Source organism: Sphingomonas sp. KRR8 (assembly GCF_023559245.1).
Taxonomy (GTDB): domain Bacteria; phylum Pseudomonadota; class Alphaproteobacteria; order Sphingomonadales; family Sphingomonadaceae; genus Sphingomicrobium.
Genome location: NZ_CP097462.1, coordinates 499,744 through 524,514, shown reverse-complemented (window position 1 = coordinate 524,514; position 24,771 = coordinate 499,744). Strand labels below are relative to the sequence as shown.

The 24,771-nt window shown below is 65.6% G+C and carries 26 protein-coding genes; 16 read left to right on the top strand and 10 right to left on the bottom strand.

The genetic code is table 11. The annotated features are described in order from the left end of the window. The first annotated feature begins 1 nt into the window (after position 1). Positions 2 to 670, top strand: a complete 669-nt coding sequence (locus tag M8312_RS02725) for a glutathione S-transferase family protein (protein WP_250118858.1) — start codon at positions 2 to 4, stop codon at positions 668 to 670. A gap of 43 nt (positions 671 to 713) precedes the next feature. Beyond that, on the top strand, positions 714 to 1,070 hold the full coding sequence (locus M8312_RS02720) for a hypothetical protein (protein WP_250118857.1): 357 nt from the start codon (positions 714 to 716) through the stop codon (positions 1,068 to 1,070). 2 nt (positions 1,071 to 1,072) lie between these two features. On the opposite strand, the gene M8312_RS02715 is transcribed toward M8312_RS02720, so the two are convergent. After that, positions 1,073 to 1,537, bottom strand: a complete 465-nt coding sequence (locus tag M8312_RS02715) for a cupin domain-containing protein (RefSeq protein WP_250118856.1) — start codon at positions 1,535 to 1,537, stop codon at positions 1,073 to 1,075. A gap of 29 nt (positions 1,538 to 1,566) precedes the next feature. On the opposite strand from M8312_RS02715, the gene dapE reads away from it, so the two are divergent. Then, positions 1,567 to 2,697 carry a succinyl-diaminopimelate desuccinylase gene (gene dapE, locus M8312_RS02710; protein ID WP_250118855.1) on the top strand — a complete coding sequence of 377 codons (1,131 nt, stop codon included), beginning with the start codon at positions 1,567 to 1,569 and terminating at the stop codon, positions 2,695 to 2,697. Here dapE and M8312_RS02705 read toward each other — a convergent pair. From M8312_RS02705 to M8312_RS02690, 4 genes are all read right to left on the bottom strand, one after another. Next, entirely contained in the window at positions 2,694 to 4,376 is a 1,683-nt protein-coding gene (locus tag M8312_RS02705) for a putative bifunctional diguanylate cyclase/phosphodiesterase (protein ID WP_250118854.1), read from the bottom strand. The two genes, dapE and M8312_RS02705, sit on opposite strands and share 4 nt — an antisense overlap. Before the next feature lie 59 nt (positions 4,377 to 4,435). Then, positions 4,436 to 4,810 carry a Smr/MutS family protein gene (locus tag M8312_RS02700; protein ID WP_250118853.1) on the bottom strand — a complete coding sequence of 125 codons (375 nt, stop codon included), beginning with the start codon at positions 4,808 to 4,810 and terminating at the stop codon, positions 4,436 to 4,438. Between the two features lie 148 nt (positions 4,811 to 4,958). Then, positions 4,959 to 6,023 (bottom strand): murein transglycosylase A, encoded by a 1,065-nt coding sequence (gene mltA, locus M8312_RS02695; RefSeq protein ID WP_250118852.1) that lies wholly within the window; start codon positions 6,021 to 6,023, stop codon positions 4,959 to 4,961. Between the two features lie 164 nt (positions 6,024 to 6,187). Beyond that, a complete protein-coding gene (locus M8312_RS02690) occupies positions 6,188 to 6,844 on the bottom strand; it encodes a Tim44/TimA family putative adaptor protein (protein ID WP_250118851.1) in 657 nt (218 codons plus the stop codon). Between the two features lie 198 nt (positions 6,845 to 7,042). Between M8312_RS02690 and secB the strand changes: the two genes are divergently transcribed. The 6 genes from secB (at position 7,043) to M8312_RS02660 (ending at position 12,478) form a co-directional block, all read left to right on the top strand. Beyond that, positions 7,043 to 7,564: a protein-export chaperone SecB gene (gene secB, locus M8312_RS02685; RefSeq protein WP_250118850.1), complete on the top strand. Its 522-nt coding sequence runs from the start codon at positions 7,043 to 7,045 to the stop codon at positions 7,562 to 7,564. Positions 7,565 to 7,568: 4 nt separating this feature from the next. Then, positions 7,569 to 9,161, top strand: coding sequence for a murein biosynthesis integral membrane protein MurJ (murJ, locus tag M8312_RS02680; RefSeq protein WP_250118849.1), 1,593 nt, complete (start codon positions 7,569 to 7,571; stop codon positions 9,159 to 9,161). Between the two features lie 11 nt (positions 9,162 to 9,172). Next, positions 9,173 to 10,168, top strand: coding sequence for a tryptophan--tRNA ligase (gene trpS, locus M8312_RS02675; RefSeq protein WP_250119822.1), 996 nt, complete (start codon positions 9,173 to 9,175; stop codon positions 10,166 to 10,168). Positions 10,169 to 10,179: 11 nt separating this feature from the next. After that, positions 10,180 to 10,812 (top strand): exopolysaccharide biosynthesis protein, encoded by a 633-nt coding sequence (locus tag M8312_RS02670; RefSeq protein WP_250118848.1) that lies wholly within the window; start codon positions 10,180 to 10,182, stop codon positions 10,810 to 10,812. 152 nt (positions 10,813 to 10,964) lie between these two features. Then, a complete protein-coding gene (locus M8312_RS02665) occupies positions 10,965 to 11,660 on the top strand; it encodes a DUF4136 domain-containing protein (RefSeq protein WP_250118847.1) in 696 nt (231 codons plus the stop codon). 140 nt (positions 11,661 to 11,800) lie between these two features. Further along, the gene (locus M8312_RS02660; protein WP_250118846.1) at positions 11,801 to 12,478 is read left to right on the top strand and encodes a DUF2490 domain-containing protein; all 678 of its coding nucleotides are present in this window, start codon (positions 11,801 to 11,803) and stop codon (positions 12,476 to 12,478) included. 34 nt (positions 12,479 to 12,512) lie between these two features. Here the strand turns inward: M8312_RS02660 and dnaA are convergent, their stop codons facing one another. From dnaA to mutM, 3 genes are all read right to left on the bottom strand, one after another. Next, on the bottom strand, positions 12,513 to 13,895 hold the full coding sequence (gene dnaA / locus M8312_RS02655) for a chromosomal replication initiator protein DnaA (RefSeq protein ID WP_250118845.1): 1,383 nt from the start codon (positions 13,893 to 13,895) through the stop codon (positions 12,513 to 12,515). Positions 13,896 to 14,285: 390 nt separating this feature from the next. Next, positions 14,286 to 14,549: a 30S ribosomal protein S20 gene (rpsT, locus tag M8312_RS02650; RefSeq protein WP_250118844.1), complete on the bottom strand. Its 264-nt coding sequence runs from the start codon at positions 14,547 to 14,549 to the stop codon at positions 14,286 to 14,288. Positions 14,550 to 14,688: 139 nt separating this feature from the next. Beyond that, on the bottom strand, positions 14,689 to 15,495 hold the full coding sequence (gene mutM / locus M8312_RS02645; RefSeq protein ID WP_250118843.1) for a bifunctional DNA-formamidopyrimidine glycosylase/DNA-(apurinic or apyrimidinic site) lyase: 807 nt from the start codon (positions 15,493 to 15,495) through the stop codon (positions 14,689 to 14,691). Positions 15,496 to 15,541: 46 nt separating this feature from the next. On the opposite strand from mutM, the gene M8312_RS02640 reads away from it, so the two are divergent. The 4 genes from M8312_RS02640 to M8312_RS02625 all read left to right on the top strand — a co-directional run bounded on the left by M8312_RS02640 (position 15,542) and on the right by M8312_RS02625 (position 18,901). Continuing rightward, a complete protein-coding gene (locus tag M8312_RS02640; protein WP_250118842.1) occupies positions 15,542 to 16,273 on the top strand; it encodes a class I SAM-dependent methyltransferase in 732 nt (243 codons plus the stop codon). Then, positions 16,270 to 17,805: a 2-polyprenylphenol 6-hydroxylase gene (gene ubiB, locus M8312_RS02635; RefSeq protein WP_250118841.1), complete on the top strand. Its 1,536-nt coding sequence runs from the start codon at positions 16,270 to 16,272 to the stop codon at positions 17,803 to 17,805. Before M8312_RS02640 ends, ubiB begins: the two co-directional genes overlap by 4 nt. Before the next feature lie 80 nt (positions 17,806 to 17,885). Next, positions 17,886 to 18,452 carry a hypothetical protein gene (locus M8312_RS02630; RefSeq protein ID WP_250118840.1) on the top strand — a complete coding sequence of 189 codons (567 nt, stop codon included), beginning with the start codon at positions 17,886 to 17,888 and terminating at the stop codon, positions 18,450 to 18,452. Between the two features lie 35 nt (positions 18,453 to 18,487). Beyond that, positions 18,488 to 18,901, top strand: a complete 414-nt coding sequence (locus tag M8312_RS02625; protein ID WP_250118839.1) for a hypothetical protein — start codon at positions 18,488 to 18,490, stop codon at positions 18,899 to 18,901. On the opposite strand, the gene yghU is transcribed toward M8312_RS02625, so the two are convergent. Beyond that, positions 18,898 to 19,749, bottom strand: coding sequence for a glutathione-dependent disulfide-bond oxidoreductase (yghU, locus tag M8312_RS02620; protein ID WP_250118838.1), 852 nt, complete (start codon positions 19,747 to 19,749; stop codon positions 18,898 to 18,900). The genes M8312_RS02625 and yghU overlap by 4 nt on opposite strands. 107 nt (positions 19,750 to 19,856) lie before the next feature. On the opposite strand from yghU, the gene coaBC reads away from it, so the two are divergent. Genes coaBC through M8312_RS02605 form a run of 3 tightly spaced genes read left to right on the top strand, consistent with a single transcriptional unit; the run spans position 19,857 to position 22,263 of the window. Then, a complete protein-coding gene (gene coaBC / locus M8312_RS02615) occupies positions 19,857 to 21,086 on the top strand; it encodes a bifunctional phosphopantothenoylcysteine decarboxylase/phosphopantothenate--cysteine ligase CoaBC (RefSeq protein WP_250118837.1) in 1,230 nt (409 codons plus the stop codon). Next, complete coding sequence (gene dut, locus M8312_RS02610) at positions 21,083 to 21,520, top strand: dUTP diphosphatase (RefSeq protein ID WP_250118836.1); 438 nt, start codon at positions 21,083 to 21,085, stop codon at positions 21,518 to 21,520. Before coaBC ends, dut begins: the two co-directional genes overlap by 4 nt. Next, positions 21,517 to 22,263 (top strand): HesA/MoeB/ThiF family protein, encoded by a 747-nt coding sequence (locus M8312_RS02605; RefSeq protein ID WP_250118835.1) that lies wholly within the window; start codon positions 21,517 to 21,519, stop codon positions 22,261 to 22,263. The genes dut and M8312_RS02605 overlap by 4 nt, the downstream gene beginning before the upstream one ends. Here the strand turns inward: M8312_RS02605 and topA are convergent. After that, positions 22,260 to 24,761 carry a type I DNA topoisomerase gene (gene topA, locus M8312_RS02600; RefSeq protein WP_250118834.1) on the bottom strand — a complete coding sequence of 834 codons (2,502 nt, stop codon included), beginning with the start codon at positions 24,759 to 24,761 and terminating at the stop codon, positions 22,260 to 22,262. The two genes, M8312_RS02605 and topA, sit on opposite strands and share 4 nt — an antisense overlap. Between the last annotated feature and the right edge of the window lie 10 nt (positions 24,762 to 24,771).

Sequence of the window (24,771 nt, the reverse complement as noted above, 5' to 3'; positions counted from 1 at the left end):
CATGCTCAAGCTGATCATCGGCAATCGTGCCTATTCCAGCTGGTCCATGCGCGGCTGGCTGGCGCTCAAGGCTTCCGGGCTCGAGTTCGAAGAGCTGGTCGTGCCCTTGTACGACCAGAGCTGGGAGCAGCGCCGAGAAGGCGACGAGTTCGCCCCCTCTCTCGGCAAGGTACCGGTGCTTTGGGACGGCGACACGGTTGTCTGGGACAGCCTTGCGATCATCGAATATTGTGCCGACCTGACCGAGCGCGACCTGTTCTGGCCGAGTGATGTCGGTGCGCGGGGCATGGCGCGATCAATGGCGGCCGAGATGCACTCCGGCTTCGCGAACCTGCGCCGCGAGTTGCCGATGAATGTTCGAACGAATGTCGGGCCGACACCCTTGTCCGACAGCGTCCGGTCCGAGATCAACCGGATCATGACCCTGTGGGCGCAGGCCCGGGCCCGGCATGGCGGTACAGGCGATTTTCTGTTCGGCCGATGGTGTGCCGTTGACATGATGTTCGCGCCCGTCGTGACGCGGTTCGTCACTTACTCCGTCCCTGTCCCGCCCTTTGCCGCCCGCTACATGGAGGCAGTGCTGGAGCACCCGGACGTGACCAGCTGGATCGAACAGGCGCAGGACGAGCCCTGGGTCATCGAGCAGTTCGAGCCTGCGGCAAAAAGTTAGTCATTCGCGCAACCTTCGGCTTCTCCGGGCCGTTAACCCGTTGATGCGCTTCATCTTCCTTGCCGTGCCGGCGCTGACGGTCGCGGCCTGTGCAACTCCGTCGGACCGGATCAGCGATGCGCTGGTCGGCTACGGGCTCGCCCCCGATCAGGCCCGCTGCGTTGGCGATCGCCTGCAAAGCCGCTTGTCGTTGGCACAGCTGCAGGACCTTGCGCGGCTGGCCCGTGCCTATCGGGAGCAGGATCCCAATCCGAGCCAGCTCAACGCTGGCGACCTCATCCGCGTCGCCAGCCAGGTGCAGGACATCCGGGTTCCGATCGAGGTCGGCAAGGCGGCCGCCGGCTGCGGCATCGTTCCCAATACCACTCTCGGTCTGCTTAGCGCCGTCACCGGCGGCTGACCTCAGGCCGGCCGTTGCGTGTCGAAGGGCGTGCCATCCTTGCGGGTGTAGCGCCCGTCCGCCGTGAACATCATGTCGATATCGCTGTAGCCGCCGCCAGTATTCGTCCCGCCGCCGACCACCACGAACGCGCAGTCCTGTCCGCTCTCGTTGACCAGGTGGTGGCCGTTGCCGGTGCCCTTGGGAAAGGCGGCGCAATCGCCAGGGCCCAACGTGGTCCGCCCGTCATCCTCAACCAGCACGGCTTCACCGCTGATCATCACGAGGAACTCGTCCTCGCCGTCGTGCCAGTGCCGCTGGCTCGACCAGGCGCCGGGCTTCAACACCACATGGCTCGCCCCGAAGTCGGTCAGCCCGCTGGCCGGGGCCAATCGGCGATACCAGCGCCCCTGCACGGCTTCGTTGTGCGGCGGCGGATAGCCAGTACGGTTGACCTGCTCGATCGCATTCAAGTCCAGCTTCGGCATCGAGGCTCCCCTGTGCTAGCGGCTAACTCATGCTGACTATCGACCCGGTCGACCTCGCCGCCAAGCTCATTTCCACGCCGTCCGTTACCCCCGCAAGCGGCGCCGTGTTCGACGTGCTGGGGGAAGCGCTGGAGGCGCTGGGCTTTACCGTTCACCGGTTCACTTTGGGGGAAGCGCCCGACGGCCCGACCGAGAACATGGTCGCCATCCGTTCGGCCGGACCCGGCCCGCATTTCGGCTTTGCCGGCCACCTCGACGTCGTCCCGCCGGGCGAAGGCTGGAGCGGCGATCCTTTCCAGGCGCGGATAGAGGACAGCCGGCTGATCGGCCGCGGCGCCAACGACATGAAGAGCGCGATCGCGTCTTTCGTAGCCGCCGTCGCTTCCGTCGAGCAGCGGCGGGGCACCCTCTCCTTTCTCATCACCGGAGATGAGGAAGGTTATGCCACCTACGGCACGCCCCGGATCATCAATTGGTTGAATGAGCGGGGTATCCGCCCCGACATGATCCTGATCGGCGAGCCGACCAGCGAGCAAAGACTTGGCGACACCGTCAAGATCGGCCGACGCGGATCGGTCAACATGTGGCTGACGGTGCCGGGCACTCAGGGACACGTCGCTTATCCTCACAAGGCGGACAATCCCGTGGGCAAGCTCGCGCGGATCGTGGCGGCGCTGGACGCGCTCCACCTCGACGACGGCACGGCGCAATTTCCGCCCTCCAATCTTGAGTTCACCGGACTTGCAACGCCGACGCAGGCCAGCAACGTCATCCCGGGCGAGGCGACCGCCCAGCTGAACATCCGCTTCAACAACCTGCAGCGGGGGTCCGAGCTGGTCGAGCGGGTCACCGCAATCGCCAAGGGCATTGCGCCCGAAGCGACGGTGAAGGCGCGGATCTCTGGCGAAGCCTTCCTGACGCCGCCGGGCGAGCTCTACGACCTCGTGGCCGATGCCATTACGGAAGAGACCGGCGCTGCACCGGCATTATCGACCAGCGGCGGCACGTCGGATGGGCGCTTCCTCATCCAGCTTTGCCCAGTGCTCGATTTCGGCCTGCCGAATGCGACCATGCACAAGTTGGACGAGAGTGCGGCGGTGGAGGACATCCGGTCTCTCGCCCGGATCTACAGGCGGATCGTCGCCCGGCTGGTCGGCTAAGCGGCGCCGCGCAGGCCCCGCTCGCCGCCGCGCGCCCAGGCGACGAACTCGGTTTCGAACATCGGCTGGGCGAAAACAAATCCCTGAACGGTCTCGCAGCCCATGGCCCGAAGAATGTCCGCCTGAGCGACGGTTTCGACCGCCTCCGCAACCACTTCGCAGCCGACGCCCTTCACGAGGTGAACCACGGCCTGAACGATGACCCGAGCCTTTTCGCAGGTCTCGATCTCCGCAATCAGAGAGGGATCGAGCTTGACCCGGTCGATCGGCAGGTTTCGCAAGCGCGCAATGTTGGAATAGCCGGTTCCGAAATCATCAAGCGCGATCGTTGCCCCATCCGCGCGCAATGCGGCGATCTCCCGCATCACGGCGTCCGAGCATTCCATTGCTGCTGATTCGGTGAACTCCAGCTCGATCTGCGATAGCGGAACTCCGGCGTCGGCGAAGGTCTGCCGGAGCCTCGTGATGAAGTCGGTTCGATCAAGCTGGCGCGGACTGACGTTGAATGCGAGCCTCTTCTTGCGCGCGCCGCTTTCATTCCAAGAAGCAACCAGCGCGGCGACCTCCGCCACTACCCAGTCGCCGATCTCGCCAATGATGCCCGTCTGCTCGGCGATGCTGATGAACGTACCGGGCGCGCGCATCCCTTCGGTGGGATGGTTCCAGCGCAGCAACGCCTCCGCGCCCGTAATCTCGCCGGTCATCAGGCTGAGCTGCGGCTGCAAGGCGAGGAGGAATTCCCCCCGCTGCACCGCTTCGGTCAGCGCCTTTTCCGTCGCAATCTTGCTGTTGTATTCCGCCGCCAGCTCATCGCTGAACAGGCAGTGCTGGTTTCCACCGCGATTCTTGGCCCGGTACATGGCGATGTCGGCCGAGCGCATCAGCGCCTCGATCCCGACGCCGTGCTCCGGTGACATGGCGACGCCGACCGACGCGCCGATGTCGACGCTGTGTCCATGCATTTCGAAAGGCTCGCCGATGGCAAGCACGACACGGCGCGCAAGCCGCTCGGCTTCGGCCGTTCCGGACACATCGGAGAACAGCAGCGTGAACTCGTCCCCCGCCAGGCGGGCGACGAGCGCGCGCGATCCACCCGGTTTGCACTCGCCATTCACGACGACCCTGAGCCGATTGGCCACCATCACGAGAAGCTGGTCGCCACGCGCATGGCCAAGACTGTCATTGACCATCTTGAACCGGTCGAGATCGACAAACAGCAGCGCTGCCATGCCGGTCGCGGACATTCCATTGACCAGACGTTCGGCCTCCGCGCGGAAATTCAGTCGGTTCGGCAGCGAGGTCACCGGGTCATACATGCCCAGCGCATGGGCATTCTCGATCGAGGCGCGCACCTCCGCGAACAGGCGATCGACCGCGGACGCAAGCTTGGGATGAACCTCGCCGACGACCGCCGGAACAGGCGAGGTCAGGTCCCCTTCCTCCACCGCCAGCAGGCGGTCGCGCAGCGTGGCGAGTGCGCGGGCGCTTTCACTGTTGGGACGCTCTGCCGCGATGTAGCTGACCAGCAGGCAGAACATTCCAGCGACGAGACTGGCGACGATCTTCTCGTCGACCTGGGACAGAAACAGGAAGGCGAATAGCGTAAAGATGAACGACGCAAGGCCTGCCCCAGCGGACAGGACCACGTTGCTCAACTTCTGCCTGGTGCCGTCTTGCATGCCCATCGGACCACGGGACGTAAACGGGCAGCGTTAAGAAACCGTGAGAGAATGAAGGCTCAGCGGCGAAGGATGAGGTAAAGGCTGCCACCGCCTCCGTGCCGTCGATGGGCGCTTCGGACGGCAGCGATCCGGTCGGCGTGGCGAGACACGGCCAACCAGTCGTGCACGGCAGCGCGGATCTTGCCGCGTTGGACTGGAGGCTCACCCGGGCGATGATGACCCGTGACCAGCAGGACAACCCGGTCGCCGGCTCCGATGGCCTGTTCGATGACGCGATCGATTGCCTCCCAGGCGGCGTCCAACGAGTAGCCGTGGAGGTCGAGCGTACGGTCGACAGCGATTGTCCCGCCGCGCAACCGCCGTTCCCAATGGCTGTCGAGGTTGCCATGCACCGTGGGGCGTCCGCTGCTCACGGGCGGCGGCGTGCGCATCGGGGGGACTCGCCCCCTCACCTTTGGCAACGGTGCTTGAACGGGCGCCGGCTGCGAAGCGGCGACCGGGGCGGGAGATGCTGGCTTCAATGGCTCGCGGCTCAAGGGCCTGATCGTCGCGGTCACTCGCGACCAGAGTTCCGCTTCGTCAGGGTCGAGCTGGCGCACTGACCACCGCCCCCGCGGCTGCGGCAGCCTGTGCCGCCTGGACCCGGGACACGGTTCCACGCGGCAGCAGCAGCAGCGCCTCGCCCTTGCCGGTCATGCCCCCAGCCAGCGCGTGCGCGTCCTCTCCGGCGCCCCAGAACGTGTCGACGCGGTTGGCGCCCTTGATCGCTCCGCCCGTATCTTGGGCAATCCACAGACCGTTGGCCTCAGTGCGATCGAGGTTGAGCCAAACCGGCGCGCCCAGCGGGATGAACAAGGGATCGGCTGCCACGGACGAGCGTGGCGTGACCGGCACGCCCAATGCTCCAAGTGGCCCCGGACCGGTCAGCTCCTTGAAGAAGATGTAGCTGGTGTTCTCACGCATCAGCGACCGGCCACCGTCGGGCTGGCTGCGCATCCATGCCTTGATGGCGTCCGTGTTGGCTCCGCCCGGCGGAAGCAAGCCGCGCTCGCGAAGCAGGCGGCCAATGGCGATGTAGTCGCGGCCGTTCTGCCCATCATAGCCGATCCGCATCACCGAGCCGTCGGGCAGCCTCAGCCGTCCCGAACCTTGTATCTCGACAAAGAACAGCTCGATCGGGTCCGCGGCAAAGGCGAGCTCGAGCCCCATGCCCGCCAGTGCTCCGTCCTCGATCTCTGCGCGGGTGAAGTAGAGCACGCACTGGCCGGTCAGCGGATGGATCCGGCCACGCCCGGTCTGGCCGTCGGCGCGGGTGCAGCGTACCAAGTCGGGCGGCGTGCGATAGATGGGTGTCGCATATCCCGGCGCCGGCACTCGGCTGCCGAGGATCTCCGGCTCGTAATAGCCGGTCGCAAAGGCGGGATCGGTGCCGATCCGGGCCCACTCGAAACGCTGTTCGAAGAACGACTTGGCGCCGCCGGGGGACACAAGCGCCGCCTCGCTGCATAGCGGAGCCCAGTCCGCGCCAGTCGTCAGCCCGGACGTGTCGACCCGGCGGACAAGTTGCGGGCAGCTCAACCGGAACGCAGCCAAGGCTCGCTCGGCTTGCGCCGGGTCCAGCGGACGAGAGTAGGCAAGGCTCACGTTCGTAGCCGAGGCGCGCGGCGGCCTGGGCGGTAATGGCAGAGTCGGCGCCGGCGCAGGCACGACGACAGGCGGTGAGCTTACAGGCGGAAGCGGTGGCCGTGTCGCGCAAGCGGCGCTGAGCAAGGCAGCGCCCGCGGCGACCAGCAGTCGTGGACGGAAGATCACTCTTCTTCGTCGGTCTCGACGAGGATCCAGTTCGGATCGCGGCTGGCGAGATCGCGGCGGAAGGTCCACTTGTCGCGGGTCTGGACGGCGTCGGACATCGAGCCTGCAACCACCTCACCGGCACGGTCGCGGGTCACTGCGGCAATGTCCGCTTCGAAGCGCACGGTCAGCACCGCAACCGAGCGGTCGAGCGACGCGGCGGCGATCACCGAATGCTCGATCGCGACGAGGCGATTGTCCAGCCGGTGGCCGGCGCTCTCGCGCTCGGCAACCGCGTGCGTGAAGGTCGCATAGACTTCCGGGTCGACAAACTGGCGCACGGGCTCCAGTTCACCGCGCCAGAACGCCTCGAGGATCATCCGGTAGGCCGACTGAGCTCCTTCAAGGAAGCGGGCCACGTCAAAACTGTTGTCCGCGGCCAGGATAGCGCGAACGCCAGGGCCGGCGGTGGGAAGAAAGGCATCACCCGTGGGATCGGCAGCATTGGCCGGAGCGAGCGGCGACGGCGCGGCCCGCGGCGGAGCGGCGGCGTCCTGCTGCTCCGCGGGCTTGAGCGTGAGCTGCTGCTCATGACCCGTCCGCTCGCCCAGCACGCTGTAGAGGCGCAGGCCGATGAACAGAGCCACAAGGGCGAGGATGATAATCGAGGTCAAGGGTCGGTCCAGTTCCGCGAGGGTCAACGCATAACATAGGCTTTGCGCTGCATCCGTCCAAGCCCCGGCTTTGTCCGGTGCCGCATTCCGGCGCGGCATTGCGCCGCCCCGACCCGACTGCTAGTCGCGCTGACCAGCCGGGCCGGCATCGTTGCCGGCACCGCCCGACCGCAATTCATGTCAAGGTTTGAACCTCTTATGGCCGAGCAGGACACCACCCCCTCCACCAACGGCGGCGCCGCGCAGCAGGCCGCGGGCGATCAGCCGCAGGTCGCGGCGCTGGCGCAATATATCAAGGACCTCTCGGTCGAGAATCCATCCAGCCCGCAGGTCTTCCAGTGGCAGGAGCAGCCGCAGCTCGACGTGCAGTTCAACATCAACGTCAGCAAGGCCGGCGACGATCTGCACGAAGTGGTGCTGAAGATCGAGGCCTCGGCGCGCAGCCAAAGCGGCGTTCACTTCGTGGTGGACCTTTCCTACGGCGGGCTGTTCGCCATCCGCAACGTGCCTGACGACGCACTTCAGGGTTTCCTGCTGATCGATGGCCCCCGCCTCCTGTTCCCCTTTGCGCGGCAGATCATCGCCGGGGCGACCCAGGATCTCGGCTTCCCGCCGCTGATGCTGGACCCGATCGACTTTGCCGCCGCCTTCATGGCCCAGATGCAGCAACAAGAGCAGGCGGGCGGAGCGCTCGCGCAAGGCGAGCCTACCGTCCAGTAGGGCAATGAACCTCTTCAAGGCGACCGGCACGATTGGCGGGCTGACGCTGGCCAGCAGGATCCTCGCGCTCGTCCGGGACAGCCTGCAAGCCCGCTACGTCGGTGCGAACTTCGCGTCGGACGCCTTCCTGGTCGCTTTTCGCCTGCCGAACATGTTCCGCGCCTTCTTCGCCGAAGGGGCCTTCGCGTCGGCGTTCATCCCGATGTTCAATCGCAAGCTGGCCGAGGAAGGCGGCGGGCGTGGCGCAGCGTTCGACTTCGCCGAGCGCTCGCTTTCCGTGTTGTTCGCCTTCCTTGCCGCGATGACGATCATATTGATGCTGGCAGCCTGGCCGGTGACCTATCTGCTGTCCGGTTTTGGTTTCCACAAGCAGCATCCCAGCCCCGAGCAGTTCACCTTCGCGGTCCAGCTTGGACGGATCACAATCCCCTATCTGATGCTGATCTGCCTGGCCTCGCTGCTTGGTGGCATCCTGAATTCCCTGGACCGCTTCTGGGTCAATGCGGCGGCGCCTATCCTGCTCAATATCGCCATGGTCGTGGCGCTGTTCGTCTTCCACGGCACGCCGGCGGAAACCGCCCGCGCGCAGGCGATCGCGGTACCGATCGGCGGGCTGATGCAACTGGCATGGCTCTACGCCGCCTGCCGAAGCGCCGGCGTGTCGCTCCGCCCGCGCCTCCCGAAGGTCGACCCAGAGATCAAGCGGCTGATGACCCTCATCCTGCCCGCAGCCGTCGGTGCGGGTGCGGTGCAGCTCAACCTCGTCGTTTCGACTGCTTTGTCCGGATACCTGCTTGGCGAGGGCTCGATCTCGTACATCTACTACGCGGATCGGCTGAACCAGCTGCCTCTCGGCATGATCGGCATCGCCCTTGGCACCATCCTGCTGCCGACCGTTTCCCGGCTGCTTAGCGCGGGCGAGGACGCCAAGGCCATGGACACGCAGAACCGCGGCATGGAGCTGGCGCTATTCCTCACCCTTCCGGCCATGGTCGCGCTGGTGGTAGCGGCCGAGCCAATTGTGCGCGGCCTGTTCCAATACGGTCATTTCGACCAGACCGACACCATTCGCTGCTCGTGGGCGCTCGCCGGCTTCTCGATCGGGCTCCCGTCCTACGTGCTGGTGAAGGTGCTGACCCCTGGCTATTATGCGCGGCACGATACCCGGACGCCGGTCCGTTATGCGATCCAGTCGGTGGTGGTGAACCTCATCGCCAACATCATCCTGATCCCGGTGCTGGCGCAATTCGGTTTCGGCCATGTCGGACCGCCGCTCGCCACTGCACTGTCCTCGACGGTGAACGTCGTCTTCCTTTATGTCACCCTGGTCCGCCGCGGCCACTTCATCGCCGACGCTCAACTGAAGCGCCGCATCCCGCGGCTGGCGCTCGCGGCGGTGCTGATGGGGCTTGCGATCTTCGCTTTCGATCAGCTGCTGGACCCCTGGCTGAACGGCCGCCTCATTGAACGCTATGCCGCGCTGATCACGCTGGTCGCCGTGGGCGGAGCGGTCTATGCGGTTGCCTGCTTTGTCACCGGCGCCTTCGTGCTCGGTGACGTCAAGCTCCTCCTTAACCGCCGATCATCGAAAGCATGACCGAGCCCACCATGCGCGTCCTTTCCGGAATCCAGCCGACCGGCGGCCTCCACATCGGCAATCTGCTCGGCGCCATCCTTCGCTGGGTGCGGATGCAGGATGAAGCAGAGTGCTTCTTCTTCCTCGCCGATCTCCATTCGCTTTCGGACTATGTCGAGCCGTCGGTTCGCCTCGCCAATATCCGCGAGATGGCGGCGGCACTGATCGCCAGCGGCATCGATCCTGACCGTTCCGTGCTGTTCGCCCAGTCGGCGGTCCCCGCTCACGCCGAGCTGTGCTGGATCTTCAACGGTGTCGCCCGCATGGGCTGGCTCAACCGCATGACTCAGTGGAAGGACAAGGCGGGCAAGAATCGCGAAGGGGCCTCGGTTGCGCTGTTCGACTATCCGGTGCTGCAGGCGGCAGACATCCTACTCTATCTGCCGACGCACGTTCCGGTGGGCGAAGATCAGAAGCAGCATGTCGAACTGACCCGCGACATCGCCATAAAGTTCAACACCGATTTCCGGACCGAGCTGTTCACCGTTCCCGAGCCGTTCATTGGTGGCGGCACCGCGGCCCGCGTGATGTCGCTGCGCGACGGCAGCGCGAAGATGAGCAAGTCCGATCCGTCTGACATGAGCCGGATCAACCTGACCGACGACGACGACCTCATCGCACAGAAGATCCGCAAGGCGAGGACCGACCCCGAGCCGTTGCCCGAGGATCCTGCCCTGCTCGCTGACCGGCCCGAGGCTCGCAACCTTGTCGGGATCATGGCGGCCATCCAGGACCGTTCCGTGGAAGCGGTGCTCGCTGACTTTAGCGGTCAGGGCTTCGGCAAGTTCAAACCGGCGCTGGCGGACGCGCTGATCGGGTTGATCGCGCCCTTGCGATCGCGGCTCGACGACCTGCGCAGGCACCCGGACGAACTCGACCGCATTCTGGCGAAGGGTGCCGACCGGGCGAATGCGGTGGCGAACCCGGTGCTTGCCCGGGCCAAGTCGGCCGTCGGCCTGACCGCATAGCGCCAAGACCCGTGCTGCCCCACCACGATCCGCACGCCGATGCGCCAATCCCGCTGTCGAGCCAGCTGCATGAGATCATCGCCGAAGCGCCAGAGAAGCTGAGCTTCACCGAACTCGCCGAGTGGCTGGATGCCCGCGCCTGGGGCGGACTGCTGCTGGTTTTCGCCGCGATCAACATGTTGCCGCTGCCGCCAGGCACCAGCGCCTTCTTCGCATTGCCGCTGATGATCATCGCGGTGCAGATGGTGATGGGACGTGCGGCGCCCTGGTTTCCGTCCAAGCTCGACCGGCGTGGTGTCTCGAGAAAAGAGCTTGCCCGGCTTGTCGGCAAGGTCGAGTGGGTGGAGCAGAAGATCGAACGGATGTTCCGCCCACGGCTGCCGCAATTGACCGGCGCGATGGCGACGCGCCTAATCGGCCTTACCTGCTTCCTGCTCGCGCTGATTGCAGCGGTGCCAATCCCCTTGTTTCATGTCGCCCCCGCCGCAGCGATCGCCGTCTTCGGTCTTGCGCTCATCTACCGCGATGGCTTGCTGCTGATGTTTGCCTGCCTGGTCGCGGTCTTGAGCCTGGCGTTTGACGCGCTGCTCCTCGGCTCGGGACTGGAGGCGCTGGCCTACATGACCGCCTGGCTGAGGCATTAAGGCGGCGGCAGCTCAGCCCCTTGGTAATATCACGCCGGTTGCACTGGCGGACGGCTGATCGCCGAAACTTCTCGCTTCATCGACGGTTCAACTCGCAAGGTGCATAAGCCCTTGGCTTTTTATGAGTTTCTCTCGAGTCGAGGTTCGCGAACATGAACATGATGAAGAAGGTGACGGCGGCGGTCCTGTTGGGCGCCTCGGCCGTTGGCCTGGCCGGCTGCGCCACCGTGCTGCCGACCAAGGTCACCCGCTATTCCGCCATGCCCGTTCCCGCCGGACAGACCTTCGCGGTTGTGCCGGGGATAGGCGCCGCCGCACGTGGTGGCCTTGAGTTCCAGCGCTTTGCGCAGCTCGCCGCGCAGCAGCTCGAAGCCCGCGGCTATCGTCAGGTCCCCAGCCCGGCGCAGGCACAGCTGATCGTGCAGCTCGGCTATGGCGTCGATCGCGGCCAGCAGATCGTCCGCGAGGAACCCTTCAGCGGTGGCTTCGGCTACGGCGCGGGCTTTGGCCGCTTCAATCCCTACTGGGGTGTCTACTACGGCCGACCGTACTTCAGCCGCTTTGGTTATTATGGCTACCGTGACCCGTTCTTCTACGGGTGGGACGACCCGTTCTGGGCCGGCCGTGGGGTGGACGTGTACACCGAGTATCGCAGCCAGCTCGAGATGGACATTCGCGACCGCGCAACTAATCAGGCGCTGTTCGACGGCCGTGCGCAGGCCCGCTCGACGAACGACGACCTCGGACGACTGGTGCCGAGCCTGATCGAAGCGATGTTCACCGGCTTCCCCGGCCGCAACGGCGAGACGGTGCGGATCTCCATTCCGGATCGTCCGCGCCAGCGCTGATCCCGATTCCTCGTCAGAAAGTCAGCCCACCTGGATCGCTTCAGGCGGGCTTTCTTTTAGTCTCACCGCCACGGTCTCGTAACAATCAGGACATAGCGACTCTCTTGTTTCGGTTTTGAGAAATCTCGTCAGGGGACACCATGTCTACTTCGCGCCTGCTTTCACTCGCCCTCGTGGCCGCACTCGGCTGCCCAGCCACTGCCTACGCCCGCGAGGACAGCCAGTTGTGGACGGGCGCTGCCGTCAACGTGAAGCTTGGCGGCAAGTGGCGGCTGAACCAGGAAGTCGTCGTCCGCTTCAGCGACAATCGCAATGGGCTGTACGAGATCGAGAGCAATACCCTGCTGGGATATGCGGTCACTCCAACGCTCACCCTCGCGGCAGGCTACACCCATGACCCGCAATATGCGGGCGGGCATTTCACCGTGCTCGAGCGACGCGCCCGGGAGCAGGTGACGGTCGACAAGCTCCTCACCATCGGGAGGGGTTCGGTCACCGGTCGTCTCAGGGCCGAGCAGCGCTGGCGTGACGGACTGGACGGCACCGGCTGGCGTCTTCGCCCCTTTGCCCGTTATTCGTTGCCAATCGCGGGCAAGGCCAAGCTGGTCCTCAGCAATGAGACCTTCGTGAACCTCAACACGACGGTTTTCCAGCGGCAATCCGGATTCGAGCGGATGCGCAACTTCGCGGGAATCAGCGTTCCGGTGTCGAAGAAGATCAGTGTCGAAGCTGGCTACCTCAACCAGTATTTTTTCATTCGCAACGGTGAGGATCAGAGCGACCACGTGGCGTCGCTCAGCCTCAGCGGCAACTTCTGATCAAACGGGTGGCAGCGCGACAGGCGCTGCCACCTCAGCCCTCCAGCTGCCGCGTGAGCAGCCGAATTGCGGCGTCGATCTCCGGATCGAGCGCGCGCAGCTTCTCGATCTGGCGAACGGCGTGGATCACCGTCGTGTGGTCCCGCCCGCCAAAGCGACGGCCGATGTCGGGCAGCGACTTGGGGGTCAGCTGCTTCGACAGATACATGGCGACCTGCCGCGGCCGGGCGACTTCGCGGGCGCGGCGGGCGGAAGTCATCTCGGCCTTGCGGATGCGATAATGCTCCGCGACCTGGGTCTGGATCTCGTCAATGCTGATCCGCCGCTGGTTGGCGCGCAGGACATTCGCCAGCACTTCCTCCACGAACGGCACGTCGATCGTGCGCCCCGTCATCATCGCATAAGCGGCAATGCGGTTGAGCGCGCCCTCGAGCTCACGGATGGAAGCGGTCAGGCGCTTGGCCAGGAACTGCACCACGTCGGCTGCCATGGTCACGCCGGGCAGCATGGCCAGCTTCGCCAGAATGATGTTGTAGCGAAGTTCGAAATCCGCCTGATTGACATCGGCGACCAGGCCCCAGCTCAACCGGGAAAGGATGCGCGGCGCGATGCCGTCGAGGTCCTGCGGTGCCCGGTCGGAAGTGATCACCAGCCGGCGCCCGGCAGTGATGATCTCGTTCATCGTGTGGAAGAATTCTTCCTGCGTCGACTCCTTGCCGGCGATGAACTGAACGTCGTCGATGAGGAGGAGGTCGGCCGAGCGCAGGCGATGCTTGAAGCCGATCGTGTCATTCTCGCGAATGGCGCGGACGAACTCGACCATGAATTTCTCGGCTGACATCGACACCACCAGCGCGCCGGGCCGGAGCTCGAGGAAGCGCTGACCGATGGCGTGCAGCAGGTGGGTCTTGCCGCGCCCCGTGCCGCCATGGATGAACAGCGGATTGAAGGTGACGCTATCCGCCTCCGCCAAGGTCTTGGCGGCCGTGGCGGCGACCTCATTGGCCTTGCCGATGATGAAGCTTGCGAAGCTGTAGCGGGGGTCGAAGTTCGGGCGCGGGTGGACCGATGCCGGGACCGGCGCCGGGGCCGGCTCTTCTTCAAGGATCAGGAGCGGCGCAGGGCGCGGACCGCCCTCGCAGGCGACGATCTGGACGTCCCGCACGATCGGCAGGGTCGTGCGCCAGGCGAGCTGGAGCCGTTCACGGAAGTGACTGCTGACCCAGTCGGCCATGAATTGCGACGGCATGATGAGGTCGAGCGAACCGGTATCCGGGTCGAACGCCCCAAGTTCCGCCGGTTTGAGCCAGCCATCGAACGTGCGGGCACCGCAATCGCGACGCAGACCAACTCGAATCGTCTCCCACGCGGCGACCAGCGGCGGCGCCAGACCGTCACTTCCTTCATCCTGCGTCAATGACGACCGACCCTGCTGCACTGCTTATTTGCCTCCCTCGACGCCCAGTATTCCACACACAGATGGTCGATTGCGCGCGACCCGAGTCGCGCACCCATCCTGTGCCCTTGAGTGTATCCCCCCAGTGGAATCACTGCCGGAGCCGGAGGTTTTGGAAGTGTCCGCCTGCTCCGGCAAGCGCGATTTTTCACGGGAGTGAAATAAAGCGGCTTGACAGCCACTCCCCCTCGGTAACGCGAATTAACGTGAGAATTCGGCCACTTAAAGCGAACCTTCAGGTTAAAGCTGACTCCGAATCGCGGAAATCATTACGTTTTTTAGGCGAAACGAAAACGGCCGCTGGACTGGGTCCAGCGGCCGTCACGAAATGGCACAGGTTGAGAGCGCGTCTTAGCTCAGCGCGGCAACCCTCTTGGTCAGGCGCGAGAACTTCCGCGCTGCCGTGTTCTTGTGGATAACACCGCGCGCAACGCCGCGCGCGATCTCCGGCTGAGCCGCCTTGAGTGCCGCGGAAGCTGCCGCCTGGTCACCGGTGGTCAGCGCCGACTCGACGGCCTTGATGAAGGTCCGGATGCGGCTGACGCGGCTGTGGTTGATCGTCGCACGGCGATCGTTGCGACGGATGCGCTTCTTGGCTTGCGGCGTGTTCGCCATGAGGTCGTCAAATCCCTAAGCTTGCAAAAGAAAAGCGGCGCGAAGACCTGTGGTCCGCACCGGCGTGGCTGGCCCTCTATACGAGCGTCGGATTCGGGTCAACCGCGCACCACCGAAGTAACGGGCCCCGCCGCTCAAGTCAGCGCTGGCATCGCGGGCAGTACCAGGTCGATCGGCCGCCCTGCGCGAACCGCTTCACCTCGCCGCCGCACCCACACTGCTCTCCGGCCCGGTCGTAGACGGCGAAGCTCTTGGAGAAATAGCCAAGCTCTCCGTCAGGCTGGGCATAATCGCGAAGGGTTGAGCCACCGGCGGCGATCGCCTCGTCCAGCACGGCGTCGATCGCCGGAACCAGCCGCCGCAGCCGGTCGAGGCTGACCTTGCCGCCAGCCCGGTTCGGGTTGATCCCCGCCCGGTGCAGTGCCTCGCACACGTAAATGTTGCCAAGCCCCGCCACGATCCGTTGGTCGAGCAACAGCAGCTTGATCGCGGCAGTCCGCCCCGCGAGCCGGTCGCGCAGTTCCTCGGCGGTGAGGTCGAATGGCTCCGGCCCCATTTCCTCGAAACCGGCAAAGGAGGCGAGCTCAGCGGTTGGCAGCAGATCGACGCTCCCGAACCGGCGCGGATCGTTGAGCGCGAGCCGCCGCCCCTCCTCCGTCTCGACCAGCAGGTGGTCGTGCTTGTCGATCTCGCTTGGATCGATTCGCCACCGCCCGCTCATCCCGAGGTGAAAGATCAGCGTGTCGCCCCGGTCCGTGTCGATCAGGCCATATTTCGCCCGGCGCCGCAGGCTCGTCACCCGCGCGCCCGTCAGCCGCTGCCCGAGGTCCTCGGGGAATGCCCGGCGCAGGTCCGGCCGCCTCGGCTCGACCCGGGTCAGCCGCCGCCCCTGCAGCACGCGCGCCAGCCCGCGAACGGTGGTCTCGACTTCGGGAAGCTCTGGCATGCAAGGCCATATGGCGCGCTCCCCCGGTCCCCGCTAGAGCGCCGGCATGTCCGACACCGTCAACTTCGGCGACCAGCTCGTCACCCCGGAAGAGAAGACCCGCCGCGTGGGCCACGTCTTCTCCTCGGTCGCCCGCCGCTACGACGTCATGAACGATCTGATGAGCGCTGGCACGCACCGCCTCTGGAAGGACCGCTTCGTCAATCGTGTGAAGCCGCAGGCAGGCGAGCAGATTCTCGACATGGCGGGCGGAACGGGCGACATCGCCTTTCGAATGGCCAAGCGCGGCGCGCTGGTGACGGTCTCCGACATCAACGCGGACATGCTTGGCGTCGGCATGGAGCGAGCGGAGCAGCGGCGTATCGAGGGCCTGTCCTGGTCGCAGCAGAATGCCGAAACGCTGACGTTCGCCGACCGCAGCTTCGATGCCTACACCATCGCCTTCGGCATCCGGAATGTGACGGACATCCCCAAGGCACTGCGCGAAGCCCACCGCGTCCTGAAGTTCGGGGGACGCCTGTTCGTCCTGGAATTCTCGACCAGCGAGTGGCCGGGCTTCGGCCAGGCCTATGAGCTGTGGGCCGAGAAGATGATACCGCGCATTGGCAAGGCGGTGGCGGACGACGAGGAAAGCTATCGCTACCTCGTCGAAAGCATCCGCCGTTTTCCGAAGCCGGACGCCTTCCGGGCGATGATCACGCAAGCCGGCCTCCAGCAGGCGAAGGTCGAGACGCTGATGGGCGGACTGGTCTGCATCTGGTCGGGCTGGAAGGTGTGACCAGCGCCGTTACGCACCTTTCCCGGCTGCTTCGCTGGGGCCGGACGCTTGCGCGCTACGGCGCCCTCCAGGGTATCGAGCGCGATCCGCTCACCCCGCCCGGCGTTCGCCGCCTGCTGCGGGTCGCTCGGTTTGGCCTCCGCCAGCCCGCCGAGCCCGACTACGCTTCCGCGCTGCAAGCGATCGGCCCCGCAGCCATCAAGCTTGGTCAGGCGCTGGCAACGCGACCCGACCTTGTCGGCGAAGCGGCCGCTCACAATCTCCTGCGACTGCAGGATTCCCTGCCGCCTGCGCCATTTCCGCTGATTCGCAAAGCTATCGAGCAGGCGCTCGAAGCGCCGATCGAAACCCTGTTCGCCGAGATCGAAGAGGTGCCGGTGGGCGCCGCCTCCATTGCCCAGGTGCACCGGGCGGTCACCATTGAAGGGTGGCAAGTCGCGGTGAAGGTGCTTCGCCCCGGCATCGAAGAGGAGTTCGCCCGCGCCCTCGAGACCTATGAATGGGCTGCGGCCCATGTCGAGCGCCTGGGCGGCGAGGCCGAGCGGCTGCGTCCGCAGATGGTCATCGCCCATTTCCGCCAGTGGACCCGGCGCGAACTCGACCTGAATCGAGAGGCGGCTTCGGCTTCCGAGCTCAAGCAGAACATGGTTGCCGAGCCGGGTTTCTACGTCCCGGATATCGACTGGAAGCGCACCGCCCGAAGGGTGATGACGCTGGAATGGTTGGACGGTATCAAGCTGAGCAAGCGCGATGATCTGATCGCCGCCGGCCACGATCTCAACCAGCTCGCCTCCACCCTCGTCCGCGCCTTCCTGCGTCAAGCGGTGATCGATGGCTTCTTTCACGCCGACCTGCACCAGGGAAATCTGTTCGCCCTTCCGGATGGCCGCATCGGCGCCATCGACTTTGGCATCATGGGCCGGATCGACCGTCGCGCCCGGCTGTGGCTGGCCGAGATCCTCTATGGGCTCATCACCGGCAATTATCAGCGCGTGGCGGAAATCCACTTCGAAGCGCAATATGTCCCCGCCCACCACAATCTCGCGGAGTTCACGACCGCGCTGCGGGCGGTTGGTGAGCCGATCCGCGGCCTTCCGGTAAAGGACATCAGCGTCGGCCGGATGCTCGAAGGCCTGTTCACCATCACCCGCGACTTCGACATGCCGACCCAGCCGCACCTCCTGCTGCTGCAGAAGACGATGGTCATGGAGGAAGGCGTCGCCACCTACCTCGATCCCGACATCAACATGTGGGAAACAGCCGAGCCGTTCCTGCGCGACTGGATCCGCGGAGAGCTTGGCCCGGAGAGCTACTATGCCGACCGGCTGATCGAAACGGTCAGGGCACTGAAGAAGCTGCCGTCACTGATCGACCGCATCGACCATTACTTCCCGGCTCCGGGCGGCGCTCCGCCGGACCTTCCGACCGCTCAGGTCGAGGTCAAGGAATTGCCCAAGCCGCAGTGGCGTGACTTCGCCATCGCTCTGGTTGCGGCCGTGGCAGGGGCGGCGGCGGTATTGCTCCTCCGCTAAGAGGAGATTTGCGACTCACAAGCGTCATGCTAGGCGGTTAATCAGCCTTAATCGCGCAACGACTTTTCAGGGGATCAATCATGGCCGACCGCGTCACCATCACCCTCACCGACCTGCATTGCGAGGCGCAGTCGGAAGCGGGCGGATGCGAGCCCTACCTGTTCACCAGCTTCTACTCGATCAGCGGCGACCAGGTCGACGTCGAAACGCCTGCCCACCACGACGTGCGCGGCGCCTTCGCCAACGATGTCGAGGCCGGGCAAACCCTCCCTGTCCCGCAGGAGATCGGCACGGCGAGCGTCAATGCCGCCGCCGGCGCTCGGATCGGCGTCGTGGCGCTGGTCATCGACGAGGACCTTGGCCGCGATGTGGCGGTCGAAAAGGCCCACAAGGCCTTCCATGCGGAAGTGGAGAACCAGCTTCGCAGCTGTGGCGATCGGATCGACGCCGACACGCTGCGCGAAGCCGTGCTGTCGAAGGTCCGCGGCGCGGTTCACGGCACCTTCGACTATTCGGACCTCCACCGCGACCAGGACGACCACCTCGGCCTTGGCGTCCAGGAGATCAGCGGTGCTGGCGAGTTCGAGGTCCAGCTCGGCTTCGACGACGACCGCTTCATCCTGCGCGGCCGCGCCGACCACGCATAGGGCCACGCTCCGCTGAACGGTAAGGAGGGCCGCACATGCTCCAGATGCTCATCGGATCGATGATCGTCATGCGCGTCTTTCCGGATCTGCCGATCGCCCGTCAGCTGCACCGATGGCTGGTCGAAGCACCAGCCGCACGGCTGGCGAGGCTTCATCCTGTGCAGGTCATCTTCGTGATCATCGTGGGCGGCGTGCTGCTGGCTGGCGGCGAGATCATTCTCCTGATGGGCGGCGCCGAAGCGGCGATGGCTCTGTCCTGGCAGCTTTCGCTCTACCTGGATGCAGGGGCCGCCCTGGCCGTTGCCTCCACCATCGCGCGGGTGAAGCCGTTCCTCATGATGTTGAGGCCCCGACCGATGCGGCCTCGGACTGCCGCCCGCCGCCGCCGCGAACGCGTGACCTCCTCACCATTCGCGAACGACGACGACCGACCGGCAATCGCGGCCTAGGCGTTCAGCACCGCGTCGATATCCGCCGCCGAGTGCCGCTCACGCAGCTGGTGGTCGCCCCTTGTCACGTTGACGATCCGACCCCGGCTTACGCCCTCCCGAGCGTCGAGCTGCCTCGCCCAGCGCATGAGATGTTCATATTCGTGCGTCGCCAGGAACTCCGCCGCACCCTCGTACGTGCGGCCAAGCGCCATTCCGCCATACCAGGGCCAGATGGCGAAATCGGCGATGCTGATTTCCGGCCCCGCAACATATTCGCTTTCCGCCAGTCGACGGTTGAGCACGTCCAGCTGCCGCTTGGCCTCCATGGCGTAGCGGTTGATCGCATATTCGATCTTGGTCGGCGCATAGCTGAAGAAGTGGCCGAAGCCGCCACCGAGGAACGGCGCGGAGCCCATCTGCCACATCAGCCAGCTCAGCGTCCGCGCGCGTGCCGCCCCTGAGGCTGGAAGGAAGGCGCCGAACTTCTCGGCCAGGTACATCAGGATCGCCCCACTCTCGAACACCGGCACGGGCTCGCCCCCAGAGCGGTCGACCAACGCCGGGATCTTGCTGTTGGGATTGATGTCGACGAAACCGCTTCCGAACTGATCGCCTTCCATGATGTTGATCAGCCAGGCGTCATATTCCGCTTGCTTGTGCCCGGCGGCGAGCAGCTCCTCCAGCATGATCGTGACCTTCTGGCCGTTGGGCGTGCCGAGCGAGTAAAGCTGTAGGGGATGCTCTCCCACCGGCAGGATCGTGTCACGGGTCGGACCAGCAACGGGCCGGTTGATGCTGGCGAACTGCCCGCCATTCTCCCCCTCCCACGTCCAGACCTTCGGGGGCGTATAGTCGGTATCGGCCAAGTATCTTCTCCTGCTCTGGCGGAGCACACGGCAGGTAAGGTGCGCTTGACCCACTTTCCAGCGGCCCTCGACAGCGTGGGCGCCGACCCGCTAACCCGCGCCTCGATATGGCGAACATCCTGCTCATCGTCGGCGGCGGCATCGCGGCGTTCAAGGCGGCCGAGCTGATCCGCCTTGCCCGTCGGCAGGGCCATGGCGTCACGCCGGTGCTTACCGATGGCGGCAGCCACTTCATCACTCCGATGACGCTTGCGGCACTGGCCGAAAGCCCGGTCTACACGTCGCTCTGGGACCTCAAGGACGAGACGGAGATGGGGCACATCCAATTGTCGCGCGCCGCGGACCTTATCCTGGTCTGCCCGGCGACCGCCGACCTGCTCGCCAGAATGGCAGCCGGTATCGCCGACGATCTCGCCACCACCTTGCTGCTGGCGACCGACAAGTCGGTGTTCGTGGCCCCGGCGATGAACGTCCGCATGTGGCAGCACGAAGCCACCCGCGCCAACGTCGCGACGTTGCGCGCTCGCTCAGTAACGGTGATCGAGCCCACCGAAGGGGAGATGGCATGCGGAGAATATGGTCCCGGGCGACTGCCTGAGCCGACCGACATCCTGGCGCAACTCAACCTCGCACCTTCCTCGTCACTCGTGCCAGGCGAACACATGGGCGGGGTGGATCACATCCCCTCTGCCAGCGCTTCTCTTCGAGGCAAGCATATCCTGGTCACTGCGGGTCCCACCCACGAAGCCATCGACCCGGTTCGCGTCATCGCCAACCGCTCCTCCGGCCGCCAAGGGTTCGCTATTGCGGCCGCCGCTGCTCAGGCAGGGGCACGGGTCACGCTCGTTTCGGGCCCCGTCCACCTCCCCACTCCGGGCGGCGTCGCACGCATTGAGGTCGAAACCGCCGACCAGATGCAGGCCGCCGTCCAGGCCGCGTTACCTTGCGATGCCGCTATCCTGGTTGCCGCCGTCGCCGACTGGAAGGTCGCGGCCTCGGCCACCAAGCTCAAGAAGGGTGATGGAGCGCCCGAAATCCGACTGCTGCCCAATCCCGACATCCTCCGCAGCCTTGCCAAGCATCCAGATCGGCCACGCCTTTTGGTCGGATTCGCCGCGGAAACCGACGACCTGCTCGCCAACGCGGCCGCGAAGCGCGAGGCCAAGGGAGCCGACTGGATCGTCGCCAATGACGTGTCTGGCGATGTCATGGGCGGCACCCATAACCACGTTCACCTGGTCACCGCGTCCGGGACCGAAGATTGGGCCGAAGCGCCCAAGTCGGCAGTCGCCGCCCGCCTCATCGCCCGCATCGCCGAGGTACTCAGCAAAACATGATTGCTATCCAAATCGTCAGGCTGCCCCATGGGGAGGGGCTGCCCCTGCCCGCTTATGCGACGCCCGGCGCAGCCGGAATGGACGTGGTCGCTGCGGAGGACCTGGACCTGCAACCGGGCCAGCGGCACGCGGTGGCAACCGGCTTCAAGGTTGCTATTCCCGACGGTTACGAGATCCAGGTCCGACCGCGCTCGGGCCTTGCGCTCAAGCATGGCGTGTCGGTGCCGAACACGCCGGGCACCATCGACAGCGATTATCGCGGCGAGCTCAAGATCATCATGATCAACTTCGGCGACCAGCCCTTCCCGGTCCGCCGCGGCGAGCGGATCGCGCAGCTGGTGCCGGCTGCGGTCACCCAGGCGCACTGGCGCGAGGTGACCGAGCTCGACTCCACGGACCGGGGCGCTGGCGGGTTCGGCTCCACCGGCCAATGAGCCTCAGCGACGACGAACTCTCCCGCTACGCCCGCCAGATCGTCCTGCCCCAGTTCGGCGGGACCGGGCAGCAGCGCCTGAAGGCCGCTTCGGTGTGCGTGGTCGGCGCCGGCGGGATAGGCACGGCGGTCATCCCGGCGCTGGCGGGTGCAGGAGTGGGCCGGCTGACGATCATCGACGGCGACAGTGTCGATCTGTCCAACCTGCATCGGCAGCCCATCTACCGGACGCGCGAGGCAGGCGAACCGAAGGCTGCACTCGCCGCCCAGTTCGTCAGGCGCCTCAACCCGCACGTCCAGCTTGATGCGGTGGAACGGCAGATCGTCCCCGACAATGTCGAGACACTCCTCGCCGGTCACGACCTCATTATCGACGGCACGGACAATTTCGCCACACGGTTGACGGTGAGCGACGCGACAGTCCGGCTTGGCCTGACGCTGATCAGCGCCGCCGCTGTCCAGTTCCAAGGGCAGCTGGGCCTGTTCCGTGGTCAGCCCTGTTATCGCTGCTTCGTCGGCGACGCCTTCGACGTGGACGATTGCGACAATTGCGCGGAGCAAGGCGTGCTCGGCGCGGTCACGGGGCTCATGGGGAATGCTGCCGCCCTGCTCGCCATCCGCGCGCTCGCCCAGGTTGGCGAGGACCCGGCCGGCAAGCTCCAGCTGTTCGACGGCCTGACCGGCGAATGGCGCACCATGCGCCTCCCCGCCGATCCGTCCTGCCGTGCCTGCGGCAGCGCCTAGGCCTTCTTCTTGGCGGCTGCCTTCTTCGGAGCCGCCTTCTTCGCCGGGGCTTTCTTCTTTCCCTTGCCCTTCGCGGGGCCCTTCGCCGCCTTGGCGTCGATGAGGGCCACCGCCTCGTCCAGCGTTACCGCCTTCGGATCAGCGCTCTTGGGCAGGGTCGCATGAGTGGTTCCGTCGGTCACGTAGGGGCCATAGCGGCCTTCCATGACCTTCAGCTCCTTGGCGCTCTCCGGATGGGCACCTAGCACCGCCAGCGGCTCACGCGAAGCGCCTCGCCCCTTGCCGGCGCCGTTGGCCGCATCCGCCAGCTTGGCGACCGCCGCGTTCATGCCGGTCTCGAACACCTCGGCCGTACTGCCCAGCCTGGCGTATTTGCCCTGGTGCACGAGGTAAGGTCCATAGCGGCCGATCGACGCACTGATCGGTTCGCCCGTCTCGGGATGAGCGCCGATCTCCCGCGGCAGGCTAAGCAGCTTCTTCGCCCACTCAAGATCCAGGTCGGCAAGCGGCACATCCTTGGGGATCGACGCGCGCTTGTCGCCCTGCTCCACGTAAGGACCAAAGCGTCCGCTCTTGAGGACAATCCCGTCGCCCAGCTCCTGCGGGCCGTCGCTCGCGCCTTCGCCGCCGGTTTCGCCCAACTTCCGCGTAAACTTGCAGTCGGGATAGTTGGAGCAGGCGACAAAGGCGCCGAACTTGCCACCGCGCAAGGCAAGCCGGCCGTTGCCGCAATTGGGGCAGAGCCGGGGGTCGGAGCCGTCACCCTTGTCCGGGAACAGCCATGGCGCAAGGAAGTCGTCGAGCGCCGCGGTCACTTCTGACGGCTTCTGTTCGGTCACTTCACCCGCCTTGGGCTTGAAGTCCTTCCAGAAGCCCTCGAGCAGCTTGACCCAGTCGAGCCGACCGCCCGAGACGTCGTCCAGCTCCTCCTCCAGCTCGGCGGTATAATCGTAGCTGACGTACTTTTCGAAGAAGCGCTCAAGGAAAGCGGTCACCAGGCGCCCGCTCTCCTCCGGGATGAAGCGGTTCTTCTCCAGCCGCACATACTCGCGGTCCTTCAGCGTCTGGAGGGTTGCGGCATAAGTGGACGGCCGTCCGATCCCCAGCTCCTCCAGCCGCTTGACCAAGCTCGCCTCGGAAAAGCGCGGCGGCGGCTGGGTGAAGCTCTGGACGGCATCGACTGCGCGCTTGGCTGGCGCGTCGCCTTGACGAAGGTGCGGCATGCGCGCGCCTTCCTCGTCCTGCGGGTCATCGCGCCCTTCGTCATAGAGTGCCATGAAGCCGGGGAAGAGCACCACCTGCCCTGTCGCGCGGAGGCTGGCCCGGCCAGCCCCGTCGACCAGTTCCACGGTGGTGCGCTCCAGCCGGGCGCTCGCCATCTGGCTTGCCAGCGCACGGTTGTAGACCAGCTCATACAGCCGGCCGTGATCACCGCTCCCTGCCTTGGCTCGGCTGAAATCAGTGGGCCGGATTGCCTCATGCGCTTCCTGCGCGTTCTTGGCCTTGGTCGCATAATGACGCGGTTTGTCGGGCAGGTAACCGGCGTCATAGCGGGTCGCGACCGCCTTGCGCGCGGCCGAGATCGCCTCGTCGGCCATCTGCACGCCGTCCGTCCGCATGTAGGTGATCAGGCCGTCTTCATAGAGCTGCTGCGCCACTCGCATGGTATGGCTCGCGGCGAAGCCCAGCTTGCGCGCGGCCTCCTGCTGCAGGGTCGAGGTGGTGAAGGGCGGCGGCGGGTTCTTGCTGAGCGGCTTGGTCTCGACCGACTGCACGGTGAACCGGCCGGCTTCGACCACGGCCTTGGCGGCGTTGGCGCTACCCTCATCACCGATCGTCAGCCGGTCGATCTTCTTGCCGTCGAGGCCCACCAGCCGTGCGGTGAAGCTCTGCCCGTCCTGCTCCAACTGAGCCGCAATGCTCCAATATTCCTGCGGTTTGAACAGCTCGATCTCGCGCTCACGGTCAACGATCAGCCGCAGCGCGACCGACTGCACCCGCCCGGCGCTCTTGGCGCCTGGAAGCTTGCGCCACAGAATTGGGGAGAGGGTGAAGCCGACCAGATAGTCGAGTGCCCGCCGCGCGCGGTAAGCGTCGATCAGGTCGGTATCGAGCTGCCGCGGCCGGCCCATCGCCTCGGTCACCGCCGACTTGGTGATGGCATTGAACGTCACCCGCTTCACATCGGCGGGCAGGGCTTTGCGCTTCCGAAGCACTTCCTGGACGTGCCAGCTGATGGCCTCACCCTCGCGGTCGGGGTCGGTCGCCAGGATCAGCGCCGACGCCTTCTTGGCTTCATCCGTGATGGCCTTCAGCTGCTTCGCCTTGTCGGGGTAGGTCTCCCACTCCATTGCGAAGTCGTGGTCCGGATCGACGGACCCATCCTTGGGCGGCAGGTCGCGCACGTGCCCATAGGATGCGAGCACCCGGTGACCCGGCCCCAGATACTTCTCGATGGTCTTGGCCTTCGCAGGCGATTCAACGACAACCAGCTTCACTTGGAAAACC